This window comes from Psychrobacter fjordensis (assembly GCF_904845995.1).
Classification (GTDB): domain Bacteria; phylum Pseudomonadota; class Gammaproteobacteria; order Pseudomonadales; family Moraxellaceae; genus Psychrobacter; species Psychrobacter fjordensis.
The window spans coordinates 740,328-760,177 of record NZ_CAJGYP010000001.1; the positions used below are offsets into that span (position 1 = coordinate 740,328).

At 41.9% G+C, this 19,850-nt stretch carries 16 protein-coding genes; 9 read left to right on the top strand and 7 right to left on the bottom strand.

Going from position 1 to position 19,850, the window contains the following annotated elements; all coding sequences use genetic code 11:
- Window positions 1–36: 36 nt before the first annotated feature.
- Window positions 37–1,020 (top strand): pirin family protein, encoded by a 984-nt coding sequence (locus JMW61_RS03070; RefSeq protein WP_201549442.1) that lies wholly within the window; start codon window positions 37–39, stop codon window positions 1,018–1,020.
- A 224-nt stretch (window positions 1,021–1,244) separates the two neighbouring features.
- On the opposite strand, the gene nemA is transcribed toward JMW61_RS03070, so the two are convergent.
- Window positions 1,245–2,348: an alkene reductase gene (nemA, locus tag JMW61_RS03075; protein WP_201549444.1), complete on the bottom strand. Its 1,104-nt coding sequence runs from the start codon at window positions 2,346–2,348 to the stop codon at window positions 1,245–1,247.
- A gap of 445 nt (window positions 2,349–2,793) precedes the next feature.
- Between nemA and JMW61_RS03080 the strand changes: the two genes are divergently transcribed.
- Both JMW61_RS03080 and JMW61_RS03085 read left to right on the top strand, forming a co-directional pair.
- Window positions 2,794–4,179 carry a hypothetical protein gene (locus JMW61_RS03080; RefSeq protein WP_201549446.1) on the top strand — a complete coding sequence of 462 codons (1,386 nt, stop codon included), beginning with the start codon at window positions 2,794–2,796 and terminating at the stop codon, window positions 4,177–4,179.
- An 87-nt stretch (window positions 4,180–4,266) separates the two neighbouring features.
- Window positions 4,267–5,418 carry a hypothetical protein gene (locus tag JMW61_RS03085; RefSeq protein WP_201549448.1) on the top strand — a complete coding sequence of 384 codons (1,152 nt, stop codon included), beginning with the start codon at window positions 4,267–4,269 and terminating at the stop codon, window positions 5,416–5,418.
- A gap of 32 nt (window positions 5,419–5,450) precedes the next feature.
- Here JMW61_RS03085 and JMW61_RS03090 read toward each other — a convergent pair whose 3' ends face one another.
- Complete coding sequence (locus tag JMW61_RS03090; RefSeq protein WP_201549450.1) at window positions 5,451–6,347, bottom strand: DMT family transporter; 897 nt, start codon at window positions 6,345–6,347, stop codon at window positions 5,451–5,453.
- A gap of 332 nt (window positions 6,348–6,679) precedes the next feature.
- Here JMW61_RS03090 and JMW61_RS03095 point away from each other — a divergent pair, with 332 nt between their 5' ends.
- From JMW61_RS03095 to JMW61_RS03110, 4 genes are all read left to right on the top strand, one after another.
- On the top strand, window positions 6,680–7,699 hold the full coding sequence (locus tag JMW61_RS03095; protein WP_201549458.1) for a lipoate--protein ligase: 1,020 nt from the start codon (window positions 6,680–6,682) through the stop codon (window positions 7,697–7,699).
- A gap of 220 nt (window positions 7,700–7,919) precedes the next feature.
- Window positions 7,920–9,287, top strand: a complete 1,368-nt coding sequence (locus JMW61_RS03100) for a PAAR domain-containing protein (RefSeq protein WP_201549460.1) — start codon at window positions 7,920–7,922, stop codon at window positions 9,285–9,287.
- 3 nt (window positions 9,288–9,290) lie between these two features.
- Complete coding sequence (locus tag JMW61_RS03105; protein WP_201549462.1) at window positions 9,291–9,860, top strand: hypothetical protein; 570 nt, start codon at window positions 9,291–9,293, stop codon at window positions 9,858–9,860.
- A gap of 50 nt (window positions 9,861–9,910) precedes the next feature.
- Entirely contained in the window at window positions 9,911–10,708 is a 798-nt protein-coding gene (locus JMW61_RS03110; RefSeq protein WP_201549464.1) for a tetratricopeptide repeat protein, read from the top strand.
- A gap of 32 nt (window positions 10,709–10,740) precedes the next feature.
- Here the strand turns inward: JMW61_RS03110 and JMW61_RS03115 are convergent, their stop codons facing one another.
- Window positions 10,741–11,697 carry a hypothetical protein gene (locus tag JMW61_RS03115; RefSeq protein WP_201549466.1) on the bottom strand — a complete coding sequence of 319 codons (957 nt, stop codon included), beginning with the start codon at window positions 11,695–11,697 and terminating at the stop codon, window positions 10,741–10,743.
- A 135-nt stretch (window positions 11,698–11,832) separates the two neighbouring features.
- Here JMW61_RS03115 and JMW61_RS03120 point away from each other — a divergent pair, with 135 nt between their 5' ends.
- Window positions 11,833–12,606: a lysozyme inhibitor LprI family protein gene (locus tag JMW61_RS03120; RefSeq protein ID WP_201550459.1), complete on the top strand. Its 774-nt coding sequence runs from the start codon at window positions 11,833–11,835 to the stop codon at window positions 12,604–12,606.
- A gap of 149 nt (window positions 12,607–12,755) precedes the next feature.
- Here JMW61_RS03120 and JMW61_RS03125 read toward each other — a convergent pair whose 3' ends face one another.
- Window positions 12,756–14,891 (bottom strand): NADPH-dependent 2,4-dienoyl-CoA reductase, encoded by a 2,136-nt coding sequence (locus tag JMW61_RS03125; RefSeq protein ID WP_201549475.1) that lies wholly within the window; start codon window positions 14,889–14,891, stop codon window positions 12,756–12,758.
- Between the two features lie 363 nt (window positions 14,892–15,254).
- Between JMW61_RS03125 and JMW61_RS03130 the strand changes: the two genes are divergently transcribed.
- On the top strand, window positions 15,255–16,919 hold the full coding sequence (locus JMW61_RS03130; RefSeq protein ID WP_201549488.1) for an AMP-binding protein: 1,665 nt from the start codon (window positions 15,255–15,257) through the stop codon (window positions 16,917–16,919).
- Between the two features lie 104 nt (window positions 16,920–17,023).
- On the opposite strand, the gene JMW61_RS03135 is transcribed toward JMW61_RS03130, so the two are convergent.
- From JMW61_RS03135 to JMW61_RS03145, 3 genes are all read right to left on the bottom strand, one after another.
- The gene (locus JMW61_RS03135; RefSeq protein WP_201549497.1) at window positions 17,024–17,443 is read right to left on the bottom strand and encodes a DUF6691 family protein; all 420 of its coding nucleotides are present in this window, start codon (window positions 17,441–17,443) and stop codon (window positions 17,024–17,026) included.
- A gap of 73 nt (window positions 17,444–17,516) precedes the next feature.
- A complete protein-coding gene (locus tag JMW61_RS03140; protein WP_201549499.1) occupies window positions 17,517–17,954 on the bottom strand; it encodes a YeeE/YedE family protein in 438 nt (145 codons plus the stop codon).
- Window positions 17,955–18,095: 141 nt separating this feature from the next.
- A complete protein-coding gene (locus tag JMW61_RS03145) occupies window positions 18,096–19,229 on the bottom strand; it encodes an aminotransferase class V-fold PLP-dependent enzyme (protein ID WP_201549501.1) in 1,134 nt (377 codons plus the stop codon).
- Between the last annotated feature and the right edge of the window lie 621 nt (window positions 19,230–19,850).

The window sequence follows — 19,850 nt, forward strand, 5'->3', positions numbered from 1 at the left end:
AGTAGTAAAAATATATTTCGTCTTACGAGGTAATACATGCGTCCGATTGAGAACGTTCATGGTAAAAAAGCACCGTATTGGGTGGGTGATGGCTTTTATGTAAAAACCTTAATTAACCACCTCGATGACAATGCCGATTTTAACTATACGCATACCGACCCGTTTTTGTTATTCGATTATGGCGTGCCCACCGTTTTTGAGCCAAACCCTGACTATAAGTCACAGCCACATGGTATTGGAGAGCATCCACATAAGGGTTTTGAAACGGTCACCATCGCCTACTCAGGCGAAATCAGTCATGCAGACTCGACCGGTGGACGCGGTGATATTCTAGAAGGTGATGTGCAATGGATGACCGCAGGACGGGGCATCATGCATGAGGAGTTCCATTCAGCAGCGTTTGGTCAGCGTGGTGGCGTCTTTAGTATGGTGCAAATGTGGGTCAATCTACCGAGCGCAGACAAACTAACCCATCCAAAATACCAAAGCATTAAACGGGCGGAGATACCTCTCGTTGACTTGATAGATAACAGCGACGACAGTGACGGTAGCAATCAAGCCACTATTGGCAAAGCCGCTATCATCGCTGGCGAATGGCAAGGAGTAACAGGTTCAGCCAGTACCTTTACACCCATTAATGTCTGGAATATCGAGCTGTATGCCTCTGGTTCAACGACGCTGCAAATACCCAATACGCACAATACCCTGCTGCTAGTGCAAGAAGGCGAACTACAGGTCAATGATACGCCTGTGAGTGCAGGCAATCTGATTCAGTTTGAGCCACCCACGCAACATCGTGCTGACATTCAAGATGAGCAAGCACCTGATACTGACACCATTGAGCTGCACTGCCCTACTACCACCACTGAAGGACAGGCTTTAACGCCTATCAAACTTTTGTTATTCAGCGGTGAGCCTATTGGTGAGCCAGTGGCAGGTTATGGGCCGTTTGTCATGAACACACAAGAAGAACTGCGCCAAACGTTTCGAGATTATCAGACGGGTAATTTTATTAAGTAACTCAATTAGCTGAAGTAGTTCAAGTAGCCTAAATTTATTTATCACGATGCACAAAAAAAGCCACCAAACGATAATCGTCTGGTGGCTTTCGATTGTCAGTTATATAAAACTAACTATAGTCAAAGAACTCTAAAATGGATATAAGGCAGCCGACTGCAGATTGTACAAGGAGTACATCTAAGGAGGGTAACGCCGTAGCCGTTTAGTAGTTCACCGACTATATATTACGCTTGGTTTAAAAACGGATAGTCGGTGTAACCTTCAGCACCGCCACCATAAAAGCTATCAGGATGCTGCTCATTTAGCGCAGCACCTTCACGAATACGCTCGGCCAAATCAGGGTTGGCAATATAATCGCGACCAAAAGCAACGGCATCGATGTAGCCAGCTTTAACATTTTTCTCTGCTTTTTCGGCAGTATAACCACCAGCAGCGATAATCAAGTTATCAAAAGCAGCACGGACACGTTGACGGAATCCATCACTATAAGGCGTGCCACCAGCCCAATCAGGCTCTGACAGATGTAGATACATCAAGCCACGCTTATTAATTTGCTCAATTAGCCAGATATTCTCATCTTCGTTATAGCCAGCTTCTACATTGTTAAATGTTCCAAGTGGTGAGATACGGATACTAACGTGATCAGCATCCCAAGCATCTACACAGGCATCGATAACATCTAGTGTTAAACGCGCACGGTTCTCACGGCTACCACCGTATTCGTCAGTACGCTGGTTGGTTTGCTCAACCCAGAACTGATGCAATAGATAACCATGGGCACCATGAATCTCAACCCCATCAAAGCCCGCTTCTTTGGCATTTTTGGTCGCTTGTGCAAAGTCAGCGACGACTTGCTTGATTTCATCAAGTGTGGCTGGGCGTGGCGTCGTTGCTTCAACACGGATAGCCTGGTTATTGCTATCACGCAACGAAGTACGTATACCGACATGGACATCAGAGGCAGAAATTGGTGCTTTGCCATCCGGCTGTACGCTCTCATGCGACACCAGACCAGTATGCCATAGCTGTACCACAATCTTGCCACCTTTGGCATGGACATTATCAACGATGGCTTTCCATGCGGTGATTTGGTCTTGGGTATGAACGCCAGGTGCACCTGCATAGCCTTTTGCTTGAAAAGAAACCTGCGTTGCTTCAGTAATCACAAGCCCTGAGCTAGCACGCTGTGAGTAATACTCGCTAGCAAGTACAGTCGGTACGTCACCAGGTTCTACTGAACGCAGACGCGTCAACGGTGCCATAATGATGCGGTTTTTTAGCGTTTGCGTGCCCATTTTTACGGGTTCAAATAAATTATCGTGTGCCATGTTATGCCTTATTATGTTTGTCGTTATAAGTTGGTGTTCTTTATTATGAGGTTCATTACTATTAATTAAAGTACTCAACTATTCATTAAAGCCCTCAACTATTAGTTAAAGTGCTCACAACTAACTGGCTTAGAACTGTGAAAAATTGCGAGCCATTGAATCAATAGTACTGGGTCAATAGAATATATCGTTGCCTATTTGCTAAGTAAAGACGCATATTGAACGACCGTTATCTTTATAGGGAGTGTCCATTATTATTCAAGTAAACTTTACAAACAGAAACACTGCTTTATATTTATTTAATAAAGGACGATACCTACTATCTCGACAGCCTATTAAAAGGTAAAATCAACACAAGCAAACAATAGTTTTATTATTTATCTATTAGAACTTATTCTAAACTATGAATATTCATATTTTACGGCATGTTAAGAGGATGCAGTCTGTGCAAAAGAATCAAGTTTCATTCATCATAGTTACAAGCTTGCTGTTCAGTATCACTGTTACTGCATGCCAGCCAACCTCTAATACCCCATCAGGTCAAACACTAGCTATTGAAGAATCAAACACACCAACGGTCGTAGAGAAACCTGAACCTAGTAAAAAGAGCTTAGGTGTAGATGCGAAAACTTGTGTACAGCTGAATCAGGCAATGCAAACAGTGGATGGTACTAGCAAGATTGAAGATATTTATGCCATTCAAAAACAATTAGATACTTGCTTACCGACGGCCAGCAATGCTGAAGTAATGGAATTATTGAGCAGTTATGAGTCAATGTATAAACAGTTTTTAGTAGGTAATATTGATATAGACGATGAAAACTTTAATAGCATTGTCTATGACTTATATTATGAAGAAAGTGCAACATCAAAGCAGCTAGCGACCCTAAGCCCACGTGCACAATACTTGATTGGGCTAATACAAAGTGGTGCCGATGTGAGATTCCGTGACTTGGGAGAAGGTCTATTTTCATTTGATCATGACATGCTAGCGATGGTAAACATATTTGCGCCTTATCTACGGAATGACCAAGCAGTATTTATCCGACGTATGGCACAGGACAATCAAGAGAGTTTTTGGATGGATGCATCAGTGACTACCACCTTTCAGGAATTGGTCGAACGTGCAACATTTTGGGAGCTTTATATACAGCAATATCCAAATGGCTATGCTGTAAAAGATGCCAAGACTTTATTGAACTTATATCGCTATGTGCTTTTCTATGGCGCAGACAATACACAATGGACAGATGATGCTATCCATCGGTTTATGGAACCTAATTATAAAAAAATCATGCTTGATTTAGCCAGACGTCCCAACAGTATATTAGCCCAAAATGCTCAGCTTTTTCTTGGCTTCTTAGCGTTACCCGATAGCGAACGACAGACTAAATATCCTGTACCCAGCACAGATGAAGATGGTTATGAAATACATGATTGGTCCAAAGTGCGTTATCAATTACACCAAGTATTACAAATACCCTCTCCTTGGGATGTGCGGCATGATAGAGATTGCCTAAATGGTATTTCTTGCACTGACCAGATAGACCTTGATAGCCTAGACGTCTCATCAGATTTCGCTTATGCCTGCCCTTCTGCTATGCAGGGAGCAATGCAACTTGAAAACGACTTGCAAGTTTGGAAATCCGACACCGAATCTTCCGAGCAAGCGTCAAGCTGCAAACCTTCAAATCTAAAAGCATATTCGCAGTTTGAATGTAACCTCAGCATTGATTGGCACCAGAACCCAAATATTGATATTTATAGCGACAGAGAGGTATACAAAAACGTGTATGAGAGTTTAGAAGACTGTGAGCTTGCCCTAAAATAAAATACAAGCTGGCTGTTTTATTAGGGTCTGTTAGACTGTTGGGGCTGTCCTACTCACTCTTTCCTGCTACGGTTATAGAAATAAAAAATGAAGTTGTTATCACTTATCCAAAACAAAAGACTACCACTCATCATAGGTTCAAGCTTAGCGTTTGTTCTTACCGCTTGCCAGCCTTCTTCTGATAAAGCGACCGCATCAGAAGCACAATCAACGACCCCTCAAAGCACAAAGCCTATCGCAGAAGCAAAGACGCCGAAAGAACTCACTAAAGCCTTGGTAAAATTATCGGAAGATACATTAAAAGAGCAGCTCATTTGTAGCAAGCTTAATGACACGATAAATGCTATCAATAATAAAAATGAAATCGAAGACATTCATGCGGTTCAGCACCAGTTAACCGCTTGCTTGCCAGTAGCCAATAACGCTGAAATATTGCAATGGCTAGCAGAGTATCAGGAGATGTATGCACGTTTTCTGAATGTTGATAGCGCTATAGACGACAGCGCATTTTATGCCTTGATGCGCACCATCGAACAAGGTCAAAAGGTTTCGGTGACACAATTAAAAGCAGTGAACCCTCATGTTCGATATTTGGTTAGTTTAATCATGAGTAGGTCTGACGTCAGTGTACGCTATTTGGGCGAAGGTGATTATGAGTTCCATCACGACCTAACGGCCATGGCAGATATATTTAGCCCCTATCTACCAGAGGATCAAGCGGCCTTTATCCAGCGAATGGCTCAAGACAACCAAGGAGTATTTTGGTTTGATGCAGCGGTAGCTTTTTCTTTTGAGGAGTTGGTAGAGCGTACCATCTTCTGGGAAGATTTCATGCACCATTATCCACAGAGTATCTTTTATAACGATGCTGACGTGTTATTTAATATGTATCGTTATCTACTGTTTTTTGGGTCAGAGAATACCCAGTGGACAGATGAGGAAATGCGCGAATTCTATGACTCAGATAACGAACAACTGATGGTGCAGCTGACTCAACGCTCTGATAGTAAACTGGCTAAAAATGTGCAAAACTTTTTAATATTTATGAATCAGTCCGATTCCGAACGTCTTAAGCGATACCCTATACCTGACAAAGATGAAAACGGTCGTGAAATAGACGAGCGAAATATTACACCCTATCAATTGCATAAAGCATTAGACCTATCGTCGCCATGGACCGTCACTCAAAATAGAAATTGTTTGAATGGCATTATTTGTGTGGATAAGAACGCTCTGTAAAGTCAAAACACCCACATTATTACATGGATAATTTATGACTTTATCATCCTAGTAACAGACAACTCTAAAGACAAATACGTCCCAAATAATATCACCACCGACCCGATAATAGCAGTTGTATCCAACGCCTCACCCAGTAATAAATAACCCAAAATAATCGCAAAAATTGGGATCACTAATGTAATACTGGTCGCTCTCATAGGGCCGATACTTTTGATTAATTGATTCATAAAAATCAGCGCAATGGCGGTAGAAAACACACCAATACAGATAACAGAAACCCAAGCCTGGGCACTGATACTCTTGCCATAAGGGAACTCATATATTGCAACCGGCAGCATAATCACACTGGCAATAATGAGTGACCCTGCGGTAATCGCCACTGGAGAGACATCATTCAAGTAATTCCTAGTAATGTTCGCCCCTAGCGCATAACCAACACAGGCCAATAACCCATAACCCATCGGCAACAGACTCGAACCCGACGTCGCATTCTGCCCACCAAACAAACTCTCACTCATCAAAATCACCACACCGATAACACCAATAATGAGGCCCAAAATTTGCTTTTTTGACAGCCTGTCTTTAAAAAACGTACTGGCGATAAATCCACTCAGCATCGGTACAGAAGCATTGAGCACTGCCAAGACACCTGCATTCACCGAACGTGCAGATAAAGAAAACAGCATAAATGGCACGGCAGCGGAGAATAATCCAACAAGCGCCAACACTTTCCAATTTTCGCGGATGCCCTCTCTGTTTTTCTTGCTAATTAATACAAAGATCAGCATGACCAATCCAGCAAATATGACCCGTAAACTGGCGAAGGTCAAAGAGCCAAACTCCGGCACACCCACGCGATAAAATATAAAAGACAGCGACCACATAAAGGACAGTGTTACGAAAATAATGAGGTCGCGGTTGGTCATGGAACAATCCTATCAAACGTGGGACGGCTGTTCTCTATTTATAAGAAATGGTCATTTATGATAAATGTACCGTTATAAAAGGTCTCAGTCGTAAAAAGGTTATATCGTAAAAAAATACCACGATGATAACTTTTTAATCGCTTAAAAGGGATTATTTTTCTATACTCATCACTCACTTTTGTTTACAGATTTATTTTATCTAAAATGAAATCGATATCTTTATCACCGCGCCCATTAAACTCCAACATTGCATCGGTAAGAATGGTAATACCTATTTATAAAAGCCAATTCTTAAAACCTAATAAATAACCTTCTACTCAAAAGGATAAATAATGAAACTACGCATCTTAAAATCTGCCGTGACCAACCCTTGGTTTAACCTTGCAACCGAGGATTGGATATTTAATACCCTCAATCCCGACTCGCACACGCTATTCTTATGGCGCAATTCTGAGACTGTAGTCATCGGACGCTCGCAGAATCCATGGGTGGAATGCAAAATCGATAAGATGGAAGCCGATGATGTGTTTTTGGCGCGGCGTCAGAGTGGCGGCGGTGCAGTTTTTCATGATTTAGGTAATACCAACTTTACCTTTTTATCACCCAAAGACGACTATGACCAAGCAGCGAACTTTACCATCATCATCAATGCGCTGAAAAAATTAGGCATAGATGCTGACTTATCTGGACGCAATGACATGCAAGTAGGTGATAAAAAAATCTCAGGTAGCGCCTTTAAACATGCAGCGGATCGCAGCTTTCATCACGGCACATTACTCGTCAATGCCAACATGCAAAAACTCGGTGACTACCTCAATCCGCATCCACTCAAGCTAAAAGCCAAAGGTATAAAATCCGTGCGTGCTCGTGTGGCCAATTTGGTTGAGTTCAATAACGACATCAGTCATGACACGCTGTCTGATGCGATTATCGAGGCGTTTTGTGAATATTATCGCGACAAAGATTATGGCGACACCGCACCAGTAGAGGCGTTAGATGAAGCCAGTCTCACCAAGCAGCCTAGTTTGCACAAATACTATCAGCAAATGGCAGATTGGGATTGGCGTTTTGGCAAGACCCCTGAGTTTACCCATCATATCGAGACACGCTTTGATTGGGGCATTATCGATTTGCATCTTGATGTAAAGCAAGCGGTGATTCGTGAAGTCGTTATCTTCTCTGATGCGCTAAATGTTGAGTTGATTGAGCTGTTAAAAGAGACTCTGACTGATAGTAAATATAACCGCAGTGACGTAAAAACTAAGCTCGATGAACTAGGCACAGCGCAACCTGAATTGGCAGCGCAAGTGAATGACGTATCTGAGTGGTTGAGTGGTGAGATGGAAGGTTAGATTTTTTGCTCGTTTTTTATGCTGGGCAAAATAGCCGAACCTTTAGCAAATTCAATCGTTTGAACGCTTCTGTCCTGTGCATCGACCAAGCTTGCTATATACATTACATTTCCTGATGAACTTAAGTTTGATATTAAATGCTTTAGCCCTCTATAATGTCATGCAAATAATAGATTCGCTATAAGAGTCTAAACTTTGGTCATTCAAGCAAGGTAGCACTATGGCAGCCTATATCACAGTTGGCGCAAAGACCACGCATGGCGGTACGGTCATCACTGGCTCTCCGCAAACCACTCATTATGGCATTCCTATCGCTCGTCAAGGGGATAAGGTCGTCTGTAAGAAATGCAAAAAGGTTGTCACTATTATCACTGGTGACCCGTCCTATATAGTGGATGGTGCGCCTGTTGCCCGTGCAGGTGATATGACCAGCTGCGGCTCCAAGCTGATTGCTAGTCAACAAGCGTTTTCTGAATCGGGTTTTGATGTAGGTAGTGTTGCACAGGCAGAACCTTTGCAGTTTGCGAAGCCGGATATGAGTGATTCGTTTGTAGAAGGTAATGAAGAGGAACCTGAAGAAGTTCATTTTGCTATTGAATTTATAGAGTTCAGTAATGAAGGCGGTTATTTAGGTAGTTATGCTTCAGAAGACAACTCTAGCAATACTGCAGTCGATGAATACAATAACGAAGGAGATTATTTAGGTAGCTATGATTTAGCAGATAAACCAAGCAATTTATCAGCAAGTACATCAGGATTTGGAAACTATAATCTCTCTAACCCAAACATGAAGTGGGATCCCGATATGAATCGGATGATGCCTAATAGAACAGCACCTAAGAACAACGGTGTTAACCCTAATCTACCTTGGTATAAACAAAACGGAAATAAAAACATAGCGATTGCACTTGCAGATGAAATTGGTCAAAGCATGTCTAACAGTGTACATTCGACTGCTAAAAGCTACGAAAGAAGAGCTGGTAAATTAGCTAAGGAGACAGTTGAAGTTGCCAAGTATACTCAAGAGGCAATGACAGTAAATCTTGGTATTATAGAAGCTGGATTTAAGGATTTCCCCGAGAGAACTAAGGCATCAGCAGCAACTGCTATGCTGCGATTCGGCCAAAGATCAAAAGTAGACTTTGTATATATCTCAGGTGGTGCGGGTGTCAAACATTTTGGTATTGATATAGGAATGTCTGTAAATGCTCATAACGGGAAAGTATATGAACCCGTAACCGCAAACGCAAATGTTAATACTAATAAAGCACCATCCATTAGTGTTCAGGTAGGGGTTGGACGTATCATAAGTAGTAATATTAAAGGTGATGCCAGCGCTACTGATGCCATACTATCAGGTCAAGGACATTCATATTCCATTGAAGTTGGTCCAGCGACTGCTGCTATTGAAACCACGCATGATGGTAAAACTGTAGCAGTTAGTGGTGGTGTTAGTAAAGGCTTAGTTATTAAAGGTTCTAATGGCAACTCTTCTATTGGTTCTAGCAAAGGATCTTCGAATATGGAATTGGCAAAGGGTATGAAGTATAACGCTGCAAAAAATAGAATAGAATATACAGGAAAGTAATCAGTGAAAATAAGAGGTAAAGAATATAAGTTATCTGATATTTCACTGATTGCATTCGTTATTATTTTATTTATATGGACTGTAGACTTAAAGCCAGATAAAGAGCTTGAAATATACCAACAAGAATTAACTGCAAAGGAAAGTTGGTTAATATCTGAACTGAATAATATCGCAGATTTTCTAAACTTTGATGAAAGTGATTATGACTATACCAACCGCGAAGTCTGGTTTTATTCTTATTATTATGGCTACAACTTTAATAAAGATAGACTATTAAGGTTAGAGCATAATCTTCTCAAAAGAGGTTGGATAGATGTGACGGATAGTATTGACAATGATAGCTATACATCTTTGACTGTAGGAAAATCTAATGAGACAGCTGAAAATATGCGCATCTTATGTAATGATAAAGCAACTATTCTTCTATATACGACCGATATGCAGAAAGATATCGAATATAGTTCTACTGAAGTTCGCACGTTAGTAGAACTATTATATGACTATAGTCTACCTTGCTATGACTTGGATGAAAAACAATATAATAATCCTAGTACTATAAAATTGAATAATTAATATTATTCCCTAAAACTTAATAGCTATAACAATTAACAAAAGGATTTTTGATGTATCAAAGAAGAATCATACCTTTAATTCAATCTTTATTACTAGCGACAGTGCTATCCAGTAGCTTAATAACTGCTGCTTGCTCAGCAGAATCATCAAATACAGAGATACTTTCCAATCAAAACACTGCTGCTGAAATATATGAACTTGGAGTAGCCTACTATGATGGTGACTCAGTTCCTCAGAACTATGAAAAAGCTTTTGATCTGTTTCAAAAAGCTGCCAACCAAGGCTACGCTGAAGCTCAATTCAATCTCGGTGTTATGTATCATGAAGGTATTGCTGTTGAGAAAAATTATCTAAAGACATTTGAATGGTTTCAAAAAGCTGCTAACCAAGGCGACACCGATGCTCAATATCGTATAGGCGTCATGTATTATGAAGGTATTGGTGTTGAGCAAAATTATCAAAAAGCAATGGAGTGGTATGTGTTAGCAGCTAACAGTGGGTCTTTTGACGCTCAAGGAAATATTGGTACGATGTACTACTTTGGTAGAGGCGTGACGCAAAGCTATACCAAAGCATTGGATTGGTACAAAAAAGCTGCTGCTCAAGATCTAGATTTAGCACAACTTAACATCGGTGGTCTTTATGAGAACGGTTATGGTGTGCCGCAAGATTATGATAAAGCTTTTGAGTGGTACAAAAAAGCAGCTGATCAAGGCAATCAAGAAGCAAGCAATCGCATTGGTAGATTGGTCATGAATGATAAAATCGATGATACTGGCATCACTATCTACAGCACTCAAGAAACGGGTTTCACATTGGGCGATCTTGAAGATAGCTTGAGTGAATAGATAGTAATTAACGAAATACTATCTTAGGTAACTTAACAGTCATATGCTTCGTGATACTCCATATTAGACTCAATTATTTTTTCGATATGTTTCACAAATATCTTGGTCTCGGGTCTACTATCTTCATCAACGATCAGCAGACCTCCTATCGAAACATAGCAGACGCCAGCAGACTTAGTAGGTAATAGATTGGTCCACTTAGAAAAAATATCATTCTCTAGTTGTACCGTTTGCCAGTAGTTCGATAAATAATAGTCACCTATCGTAGATTGCCACGTACAAACTTCAGACTGCGTGATGACCGATTGGACCGCTAATGGTGTTTGAAATAGTGCGCCTTTGTACAATCCATCGAATGCTCGGATGACGAAAGCAGCAGGATGGTTTGGGAACTCTTCTCTTTCTCTTGACCGAGGCATACTTTGTGCTTGCTTTGTCTGAAAAGACTCAATAGTACTAATATCAACCTGATCAGCCATTTCAGACTCCAAATCACGTATGGGCTTTGAGTACAATGAATCTAAAAGATCTATATCACTTAACGATATAGACAGAGAGCCAATAATTTTTTCGTTATCTTTCTCTCGTACACCGCCATACATGCTAACGCCAATGACACAGTTATCAAACTCCCATTCACAATGCTCTACTACATTATCACTATAGTAATGGCTATCAGAGGAATAGTTTGACCCCGGTCCTAAATACGCTATAAGTTTTTTAATAACCTGTTGCCTATTAAATAGTTGTGCTGGGATATTGATCCATATTGAATCAATCAATCGGTCATCATCTGTTGCACTAAAATGACAGGAGGCAATGTTGAGAGACCAAAAATTAGCTAGTCTTATAGTTACTATCTTAGGCATATAACTTTCTTCATAAGAGCGCGTTACCGTATCTTTTTCAGGAAGCTGAGCTTTTATATCAGATAACTTATCACCCCATTTAAATGTCACATCACCGAATAGAAACTCGTTTTTTCTCATAGATGTCTGCTTTAAGATATTAAATAGCCATAATGATACACTTATGTTTATTTTTAAGAAAGATTTTATGAGGTATCCAGACTAAATATCAAATCCTGTATAAAACACCTACTAGCCAAAAGCAATGAGAACCCTATGAAAAATCTACTCTTAGCGACAATAAGTATTTTAAGCACTTGCTTACTATATACGCCTGCAAATGCAGCGAGTTTTGATTGCAATAAAGCTGCTAGCTGGGTAGAAAAAACCGTTTGCGACAGTCCTGAGATTTCTAAGCTTGATGACACAATGGCAAAAAAATATAAAAGCAATCTTGCCACCTCTTCTGACTATGAAGACAGCAAAGCTTCTAAAGATAGGCTCATTGCTAATCAAAGCACATGGCTTACGTTTCAGCGTAATACCTGTAAAAATGAAGAGTGTCTGATACGTGAGTATAAAGAATATATCGAAGAGCAAACCAATTACGGTGTGGCTTGGAATTTTTCAGATGAATTAAGTCCTTCTGATTTACCGAGCAAAAATGCATTCGGTGAGTTTTCTCAAAAATCTCAAATCTCAATATATAATTCAGACACTCAGCAATGGGAGGATTCAGGAGAGGCAACAAACACCGTATCGGTTCATAGTGTCGCTAACAAACCTTATCTTTCTATTATCGAGGGCGTTTTGATTTTTACCAATGCTCATACCTGTGATTTGGGAGAGAGTAAAGCCATCTGGTCAGAAAACCATTGGGTCATCAATGATGATCAGCCAGATAAAAACGTTGAGCTGCGTTTATATCCAGCAACTTATAAGAGCCAGACTCAATTATTATTAAGAGATATGGATGATCAATATAGAAGGCTGCATTGTGGTATGCGAGGGTATTTTGACGGTATTATATTAGAACGTGAGGTGAGTTAGGTTTTCAAACTTCGAAGCAACAATAGGCTAATTTCTATCTCAATTAAAATAAAAACCTTGAGCTATATTTAAGCTCTAAATAAAAAAGACGGCAAGGAACCACTCCCCTGCCGTCTTCTAGTCTTAGACACTGATTTTAAATCAATCGTTTAAATCTGCACTGCAACCTCAGCCCCATCACGAATCGCACGTTTGGCATCCAATTCAGCGGCCAGTTTTGCGCCACCGATTAGATGATATTGCGCGTCTGGCGCATCACCGACATTTGGCATCAGCTCTACTACGGACTCTTGACCCGCACAGACCACGACGCTATCGACACGTAGTAGCTGGCTTTGACCTTGGCCATTGGTCACCCAAATACCTTCATTGGTAATTTTGTCATACTGTACACCCGCGACTTGGATGACGCCGTGTGATTTGATATGAGCACGATGCACCCAACCAGAGGTTTTATTCAATCCACTGCCTAGACGACCTTTACTACGCTGCATGAGATAGACTTGGCGAACAGGCTTAATGGCCTCAGGCTTAACAAGGCCACCATCCGTTTGATAGTTGATATCGTTGGTCACGCCCCACTCTTCACGCCACTCACTAATTGACTGGGCTTTTGGACGATAGCTTGGATCTTTCAACGTCTCAGGATCTAGCTCATCAAGTGGCTGACCATGTTTGGCGGTGAGATATTCACTGACATCAAAACCAATACCACCAGCACCGATGACGGCGACGGTATTGCCAACTGATTTTTCACCAGATAGTAGCTCAGCGTAGCTCATCACTTGTGGTAAATCTGCACCTTCAAGCTTACCTGCCAAACTTCTAGGCACGACACCTGTTGCAACGATGACATGGTGGAATTTGGCTTTTTCAAGCATATCTTTATCGACTTTGGTATTCAGTTTTACGTTGACACCCAAGTGCTCAAGCTCATTAATATAGTAGCGAATGGTTTCAAAGAATTCTTCTTTACCAGGGATGACTTTGGCATAGTTGAACTGACCGCCCAACACGTCTTTGGCTTCAAACAAGGTCACATCATGACCGCGCAGTGCAGCCACATGAGCGGCTGACATACCCGCAACACCGCCACCGATGACAGCAACTTTCTTAGGTTTCTTCGCTTTCTTATAGACCAATTCAGTCTCATAACAGGCTTGTGGATTGACCAAACAAGTTGAACGTTTGTTTTCAAAGGTATGATCTAGGCAGGCTTGGTTACAGGCGATACAAGTATTGATACGGTCTGCTTGACCATTTTTGGCTTTATTAACCCAATGTGCATCAGCTAAGAATGGACGTGCCATTTGAATCATATCAGCTTGACCAGTCGCGACGATTTCTTCAGCCGTTTCTGGCATATTGATACGGTTTGCTGCCATCATAGGAATATTGATGTGCTTTTTAATTTCAGCAGTGAAGTCAACAAACGCAGCACGTGGTACGCTCGTCACAATGGTCGGGACACGTGCTTCATGCCAGCCGATACCCGTATTCATGATGGTTACGCCCGCTTCTTCTAGCGCTTGAGCCACCGTGATGACTTCATCCATGACGTTGCCATCTTTGACCAAATCAATCACTGACAGGCGGAATAGAATAATAAAATCTTCACCGGCAGCAGCACGAACCGCTTTAACCACGTCAACAGCGAACTTCATACGGCCTTCGATGTCACCACCATAAACGTCTTTACGCTTGTTGACATGACGCGATAAAAACTGGTTCAGCAGATACCCTTCTGACCCCATGATTTCGACACCGTCATATCCTGCCTGCTTAGCAAGCTTGGCTGAACGGGCATAGTCTTTTACCGTCTGCTCGATGTTTTTAATACTCATCTTGCGCGGTTTAAATGGTGAGATTGGCGATTTAATCGGGCTTGATGACAGTACAAAGGGATGATAACCGTAGCGACCACTATGTAAGATTTGCATGATGAGTTTGCTGTCATGTTTATGCACAGCACGGGTCACGCGTTGGTGATTGATGACGTCGGCTTTTGTATTCATGGTACCGCCCGCAGGGAGCAACCACCCTTCGCGATTGGGCGAAATACCACCAGTGATCATCATCGCCACACCGCCTTTGGCACGCTCTTCGAAATATGCTGCCAACTTGCCGTAATTATAAAAACGATCTTCAAGACCTGTATGCATAGAGCCCATCACTAGACGATTTTTGAGCGTAGTAAAACCCAAATCAAGTGGCTCAAATAAATGCGGGTAGTGTTCATTGGTAGTGGCAGTTTCAATCGGCGCGGCAGTGCGGCTGGCGGTCATATCATTTTCCTTATGAATGGCTTGCGGGGTTTAACGTTACTGGTATCGTACCACACCGCTATTATCATCAGCTACGCAGACAAACGACTGATGAGTGGACGTTTATTCATTACCATACCAAATGGCTCTGCCTAGTAACTGACTTCCTAGTATGCGGTTAAACAAACACGACAAAACCAGTCCAATTATCAATGACGACTGTCTATAATAATTAGGTATTAAGACGTAGCATCGACTGGATTAATCGATTAGATTATAAGGGTAAAAATACAAATACTTCCAATTGATGACATGCCCTGATAAAGTCGATCGGCTAAGGTATTACCTCAGAAAATCTCAAATATATGATAAAGGATTATCACAATGACAGACTTCCATACTGGTCTTGGCAAAAATACAGCCAACCATCAACCGCTTACCCCCATTGATTTTATCATTCGCAGTGCGCAGGTTTACCCTGACAAGACTGCCATCATTTATGACGACCTAAAATATAATAACTTCACCCAAACGTGGCAACAAACCTATAATCGTTGCAGGCAGTTAGCCGATGGGCTACGCAAACTGGGCATTGATAAAAACGATACCGTGGCAGTGATGATGCCGAACACGCCAGCGATGATTGAATGTGCCTTTGGTGTGCCGATGTCAGGTGGTGTACTCTGTACATTGAATACCCGACTCGATATCAACGCCCTCACCTTTTGTCTACAACATTCAGAAGCCAAAGTTCTGGTTTTGGACAGTGAGTTTGCTGAATATGCCGAGATTATCGATGAAACCTTTCCCAACCTAATTGTTATTCATTCAACAGATGCAGCACTCAAAGTCGATAGATTTGGGCAAATGAGTTATGAGGAATTGGTTGCCAGTTCAGACAATTTGGATAACTGGGAAAAACCATCAGACGAATGGGATGCGATTGCGCTGAATTATACTTCTGGCACCACAGGCAAACCCAAAGGTGTGGTCTACCACCATCGCGGTGCCACGCTCAATGCTGTGTCCAATATCCTAGATTGGGATCTACCGAAGCATCCTATGTATCTCTGGACGCTGCCATTATTTCACTGTAACGGTTGGTGCTTTCCATGGACCATCGCTGAGCGTGCCGGTATCAACGTCTGCTTACGTAATATTGATGCGGATTTGATTTTACAACTGATTGCTAAGTACAAAGTCAGCCATTATTGCTCAGCGCCTGTGGTACACAATATGATTGCAGGCGGTAAGTCTGAATACAAAGAGGCGATTACCCACAAAGTCAATGGCTGGGTCGCTGGTGCGCCGCCATCTGAGACTATGCTAGCCGCAATGGAAGCCATGGGTTTTCACATCTCTCATGTCTATGGTCTCACCGAAGTATATGGGCCAGTGACGCTCTGTGCCGAGCAAACAGAATGGGACGATCTGGATGTCACTGTACGTGCACAAAAGAAATCACGACAAGGTGTGACTTCACACTTAATGACTGGGTTTGAGGTGTTTAAACAAGGCACGACTGAACCTGTCGCGGCTGATGGCGAAGAAATGGGCGAGTTGGCACTACGTGGTAATATGGTGATGAAAGGCTATCTCAAAAGTCGTAAAGCCACCGAAGCGGCCTTTGCTGATGGCTGGTTTCGCACGGGTGATTTAGGCGTCAAATACGCTGATGGTTATATCAAAATCATGGACAGGCTTAAAGACATCATCATCTCAGGTGGTGAAAACATCTCTAGTATCGAGGTCGAAAACATCCTATATAAAATGCCTGAGATTCAAAGCTGCGCCGTGGTCGCTGCACCACATGAAAAATGGGGCGAAGTGCCTGTTGCCTTTATCGAGATTCATGCTGGTAGCACCTTGCAGCGCGATACCGTGATGGCGCATTGCAAGCAGCATTTAGCAGGATTTAAAGTACCCAAATATATTATCTTTGCTGAAATACCTAAAACCAGTACTGGTAAAGTTCAGAAGTTTGAACTGCGACAAGCGGCCAAATCATTGGCACACGAAACCCCAAAAGTCACAGTCAGTACGAAATAGGGCTTCTGAAAGTGTAAAATACTTTTATAACGTGAAACGTCTTTTATAGAAATATAGAAAGGGTCAGCTTGATCATATTAGGCTGACCCTTTTTTGTGAGCGCTCTAACCAAGTTTTGGCTCCACCCATTGATAAACCAACATGCCAACTATCATGGCAGGGATGAATACATACGCTTGCCATTGCCCCGTTCCAAGCAGTACGATTCCTGGCCCTGGGCAAATACCGACTAGTCCCCAACCAATACCAAACAGCATCGCGCCGATAAGGAGTTTTTTATTAATAACGGTTTTGCTTGGCATCTCTATCAATGTGCCGATCCAGCTCGTCTGCTGACGCTTGGCCAATTGCACACCAACGATTGCCACGATTAATCCACCACCCATGACCAATGCGAGGGAAATATCCCATGCGCCAAATACGTCCAAAAACCCTTGGACCTTCACAGGATCGGTCATACCAGATATCAACAGCCCAAAACCAAATAGTACCCCTGCCAACAATCCAATTATATTTTTTAGCATGTTTTTTCTCACACCTAATATGTTAATTCAAGCTGCTATAAACAGTACTCAACGCCGTATTGGCACGATTTTTTTAAATCAAACCTAAAACATGTCGACCAAGATAAACCGTCACAATACCAAAGAACATAAAGGTCGCCGTCGCTGCCATCGAGCGTGGAGACAAGCGGGCATTACCACAGATACCATGGCCACTGGTACAACCAGATCCCAAGCGCGTCCCAAAACCGACCAATAACCCCGCACCAATCAACAATGGCAAAGAAGTGCTGATATCTATATCAGGTAGTGGCTTTCCAAGACTGTACAATACTGGCGAGACAACCAGACCAACGATGAACAATACCTGCCACATTTCAACACGCTTGGGCTTCAGCAAGCTTGAAAATATGCCACTAATGCCAGCAATACGCCCCATACCCAGTAGCAGTATGACCGTCGCCAGACCTAGTATTAGGCCACCCACTAAGGAGATTGGTGTAAAGGCCTGCCAGTCAATTTGTATACTCATATTGCTTACTCAGTCTTATATTTTATTTTACATAAATACATTATATTATAAAATATAATAAAAAGGTAAAAAAATACTGAACCCAGTATTATTCTGTGGCTCAGTATTTTTCTTATCTAAAAAACAAAGTATTATTTGGGCTTATTTAGCCAATACTTTATCAAGTGCTGACTCAAAACGTGTGACTGCACCGTCAATATCAGTTAATTTATCTAGACCGAACAGACCTAAGCGAAAAGTCTTAAAGTTATCAGGCTCACCCACTTTTAGCGGTACGCCAGAAGCAATCTGCATACCTGCGGCCGCAAAGGCGCTGCCTTTATGCATATCATCACGGTCGGTATAAACCACAACAACACCTGGTGCTTCAAAACCTTTGGCTGCCACGCTCTCGATACCTTTGTCGGCAAAGACTTGACGAATACGGTTGCCTAGCTCCCACTGTGCATCACACAATGTATCGAAGCCAACTTTTTTAGCTTCTAAAATAGTATCGCGGAACTGACGCAAGCTGTCCGTTGGCATAGTCGCATGATAAGCATGACCGCCATTCTCATAAGCACGCATGATGTTTAACCACTGCTTTAAATCTAAGCTGAAGCTATCAGACTCTGTACTGTCTACTTTTTTGATGGCAGCATCGCTTAGCATCACCAAACCAGCACACGGCGTACTACTCCAGCCTTTTTGTGGCGCGCTGATAAGAACATCAATCCCCAAATCTTGCATATCCAACCAAACACAACCTGATGCGATACAGTCGATAACCAATAAACCACCAACGCTATGCACGGCAGCGCTCAAAGCTTTAATATAGTCCGCTGATAGAATGATTCCTGATGAGGTTTCGACATGCGGAGCAAATACCACTGCTGGTTTTTCTGCTTTAATTTTCGCAACCGCTTCATCGATATCGACAGGTGAAAACGGCTTTGGAGAATCGCCCTCTACACGATGAGCAGTCAAGACCGTAGTCGATTTGGCAATTTTGCCTTTTTCTAGGATTTGCGACCAACGATAGCTAAACCAACCATTACGGATAATTAGGCAATCTTCATCGTTTGCCAGTTGACGCGCCACCGCTTCCATACCATAGGTACCAGCACCCGGTACAATCACGACTGCGTCAGCGTTATAGACTGATTTTAGGTCGCTAGATAGGTCGTTCATCACTTGTTGAAAGACTTTTGACATGTGATTGAGGGCGCGGTCAGTATAGACCACTGAGTATTCTAATAAGCCGTTTGGATCAATATCTTGACGTAATGCAGTCATAGGGCGCTCCTAGTTTATTGTTAGATGATTTAATAATTCTTAAATAGTGGCTACAGCAAGCTCCAGACACTAAAACCTCAATACTAAAATGCAGATACTAAAATCTAAGTGCAAAAATCTAAGTGCAAAAATCTAAATGCCAACCTAGCCAAATACTATTTGTAGTGAAATAGCACTATTGCTAGAGACTATAGTTGATTCAATTTAAAAGTAGTACAAGGCAACCGAGTGTAGATGTATGTTTAATACTTCAAGTGAGGTTAAAGCAGTAATACTTTTATAGTGAAATAGCACTGTCGCTAGAGACTACTATAGCTAATATTCATTTGGATATAATATCGAGTAATAATCGAGAGTACGACGCAGGGTTGACGATATAGCGCTTTATCCTAGTGCTATTGCCGTTGATGATTGTGTCTTGCATGCATTGATTTTATTAACTTGGGACGAAATCGCACAAAACATATGCACCGATATAAATGCTACGCAGCGGTAGACTCATTACAGTGGTTGCGGATGATGGGTGACATGAATAGATACTGAGCCAGCATAAATGCATTAAGGCTTTTATAGAATAATGGCTAGCGTATCTCGACAGATTATCATCGCTTAATATGCTTA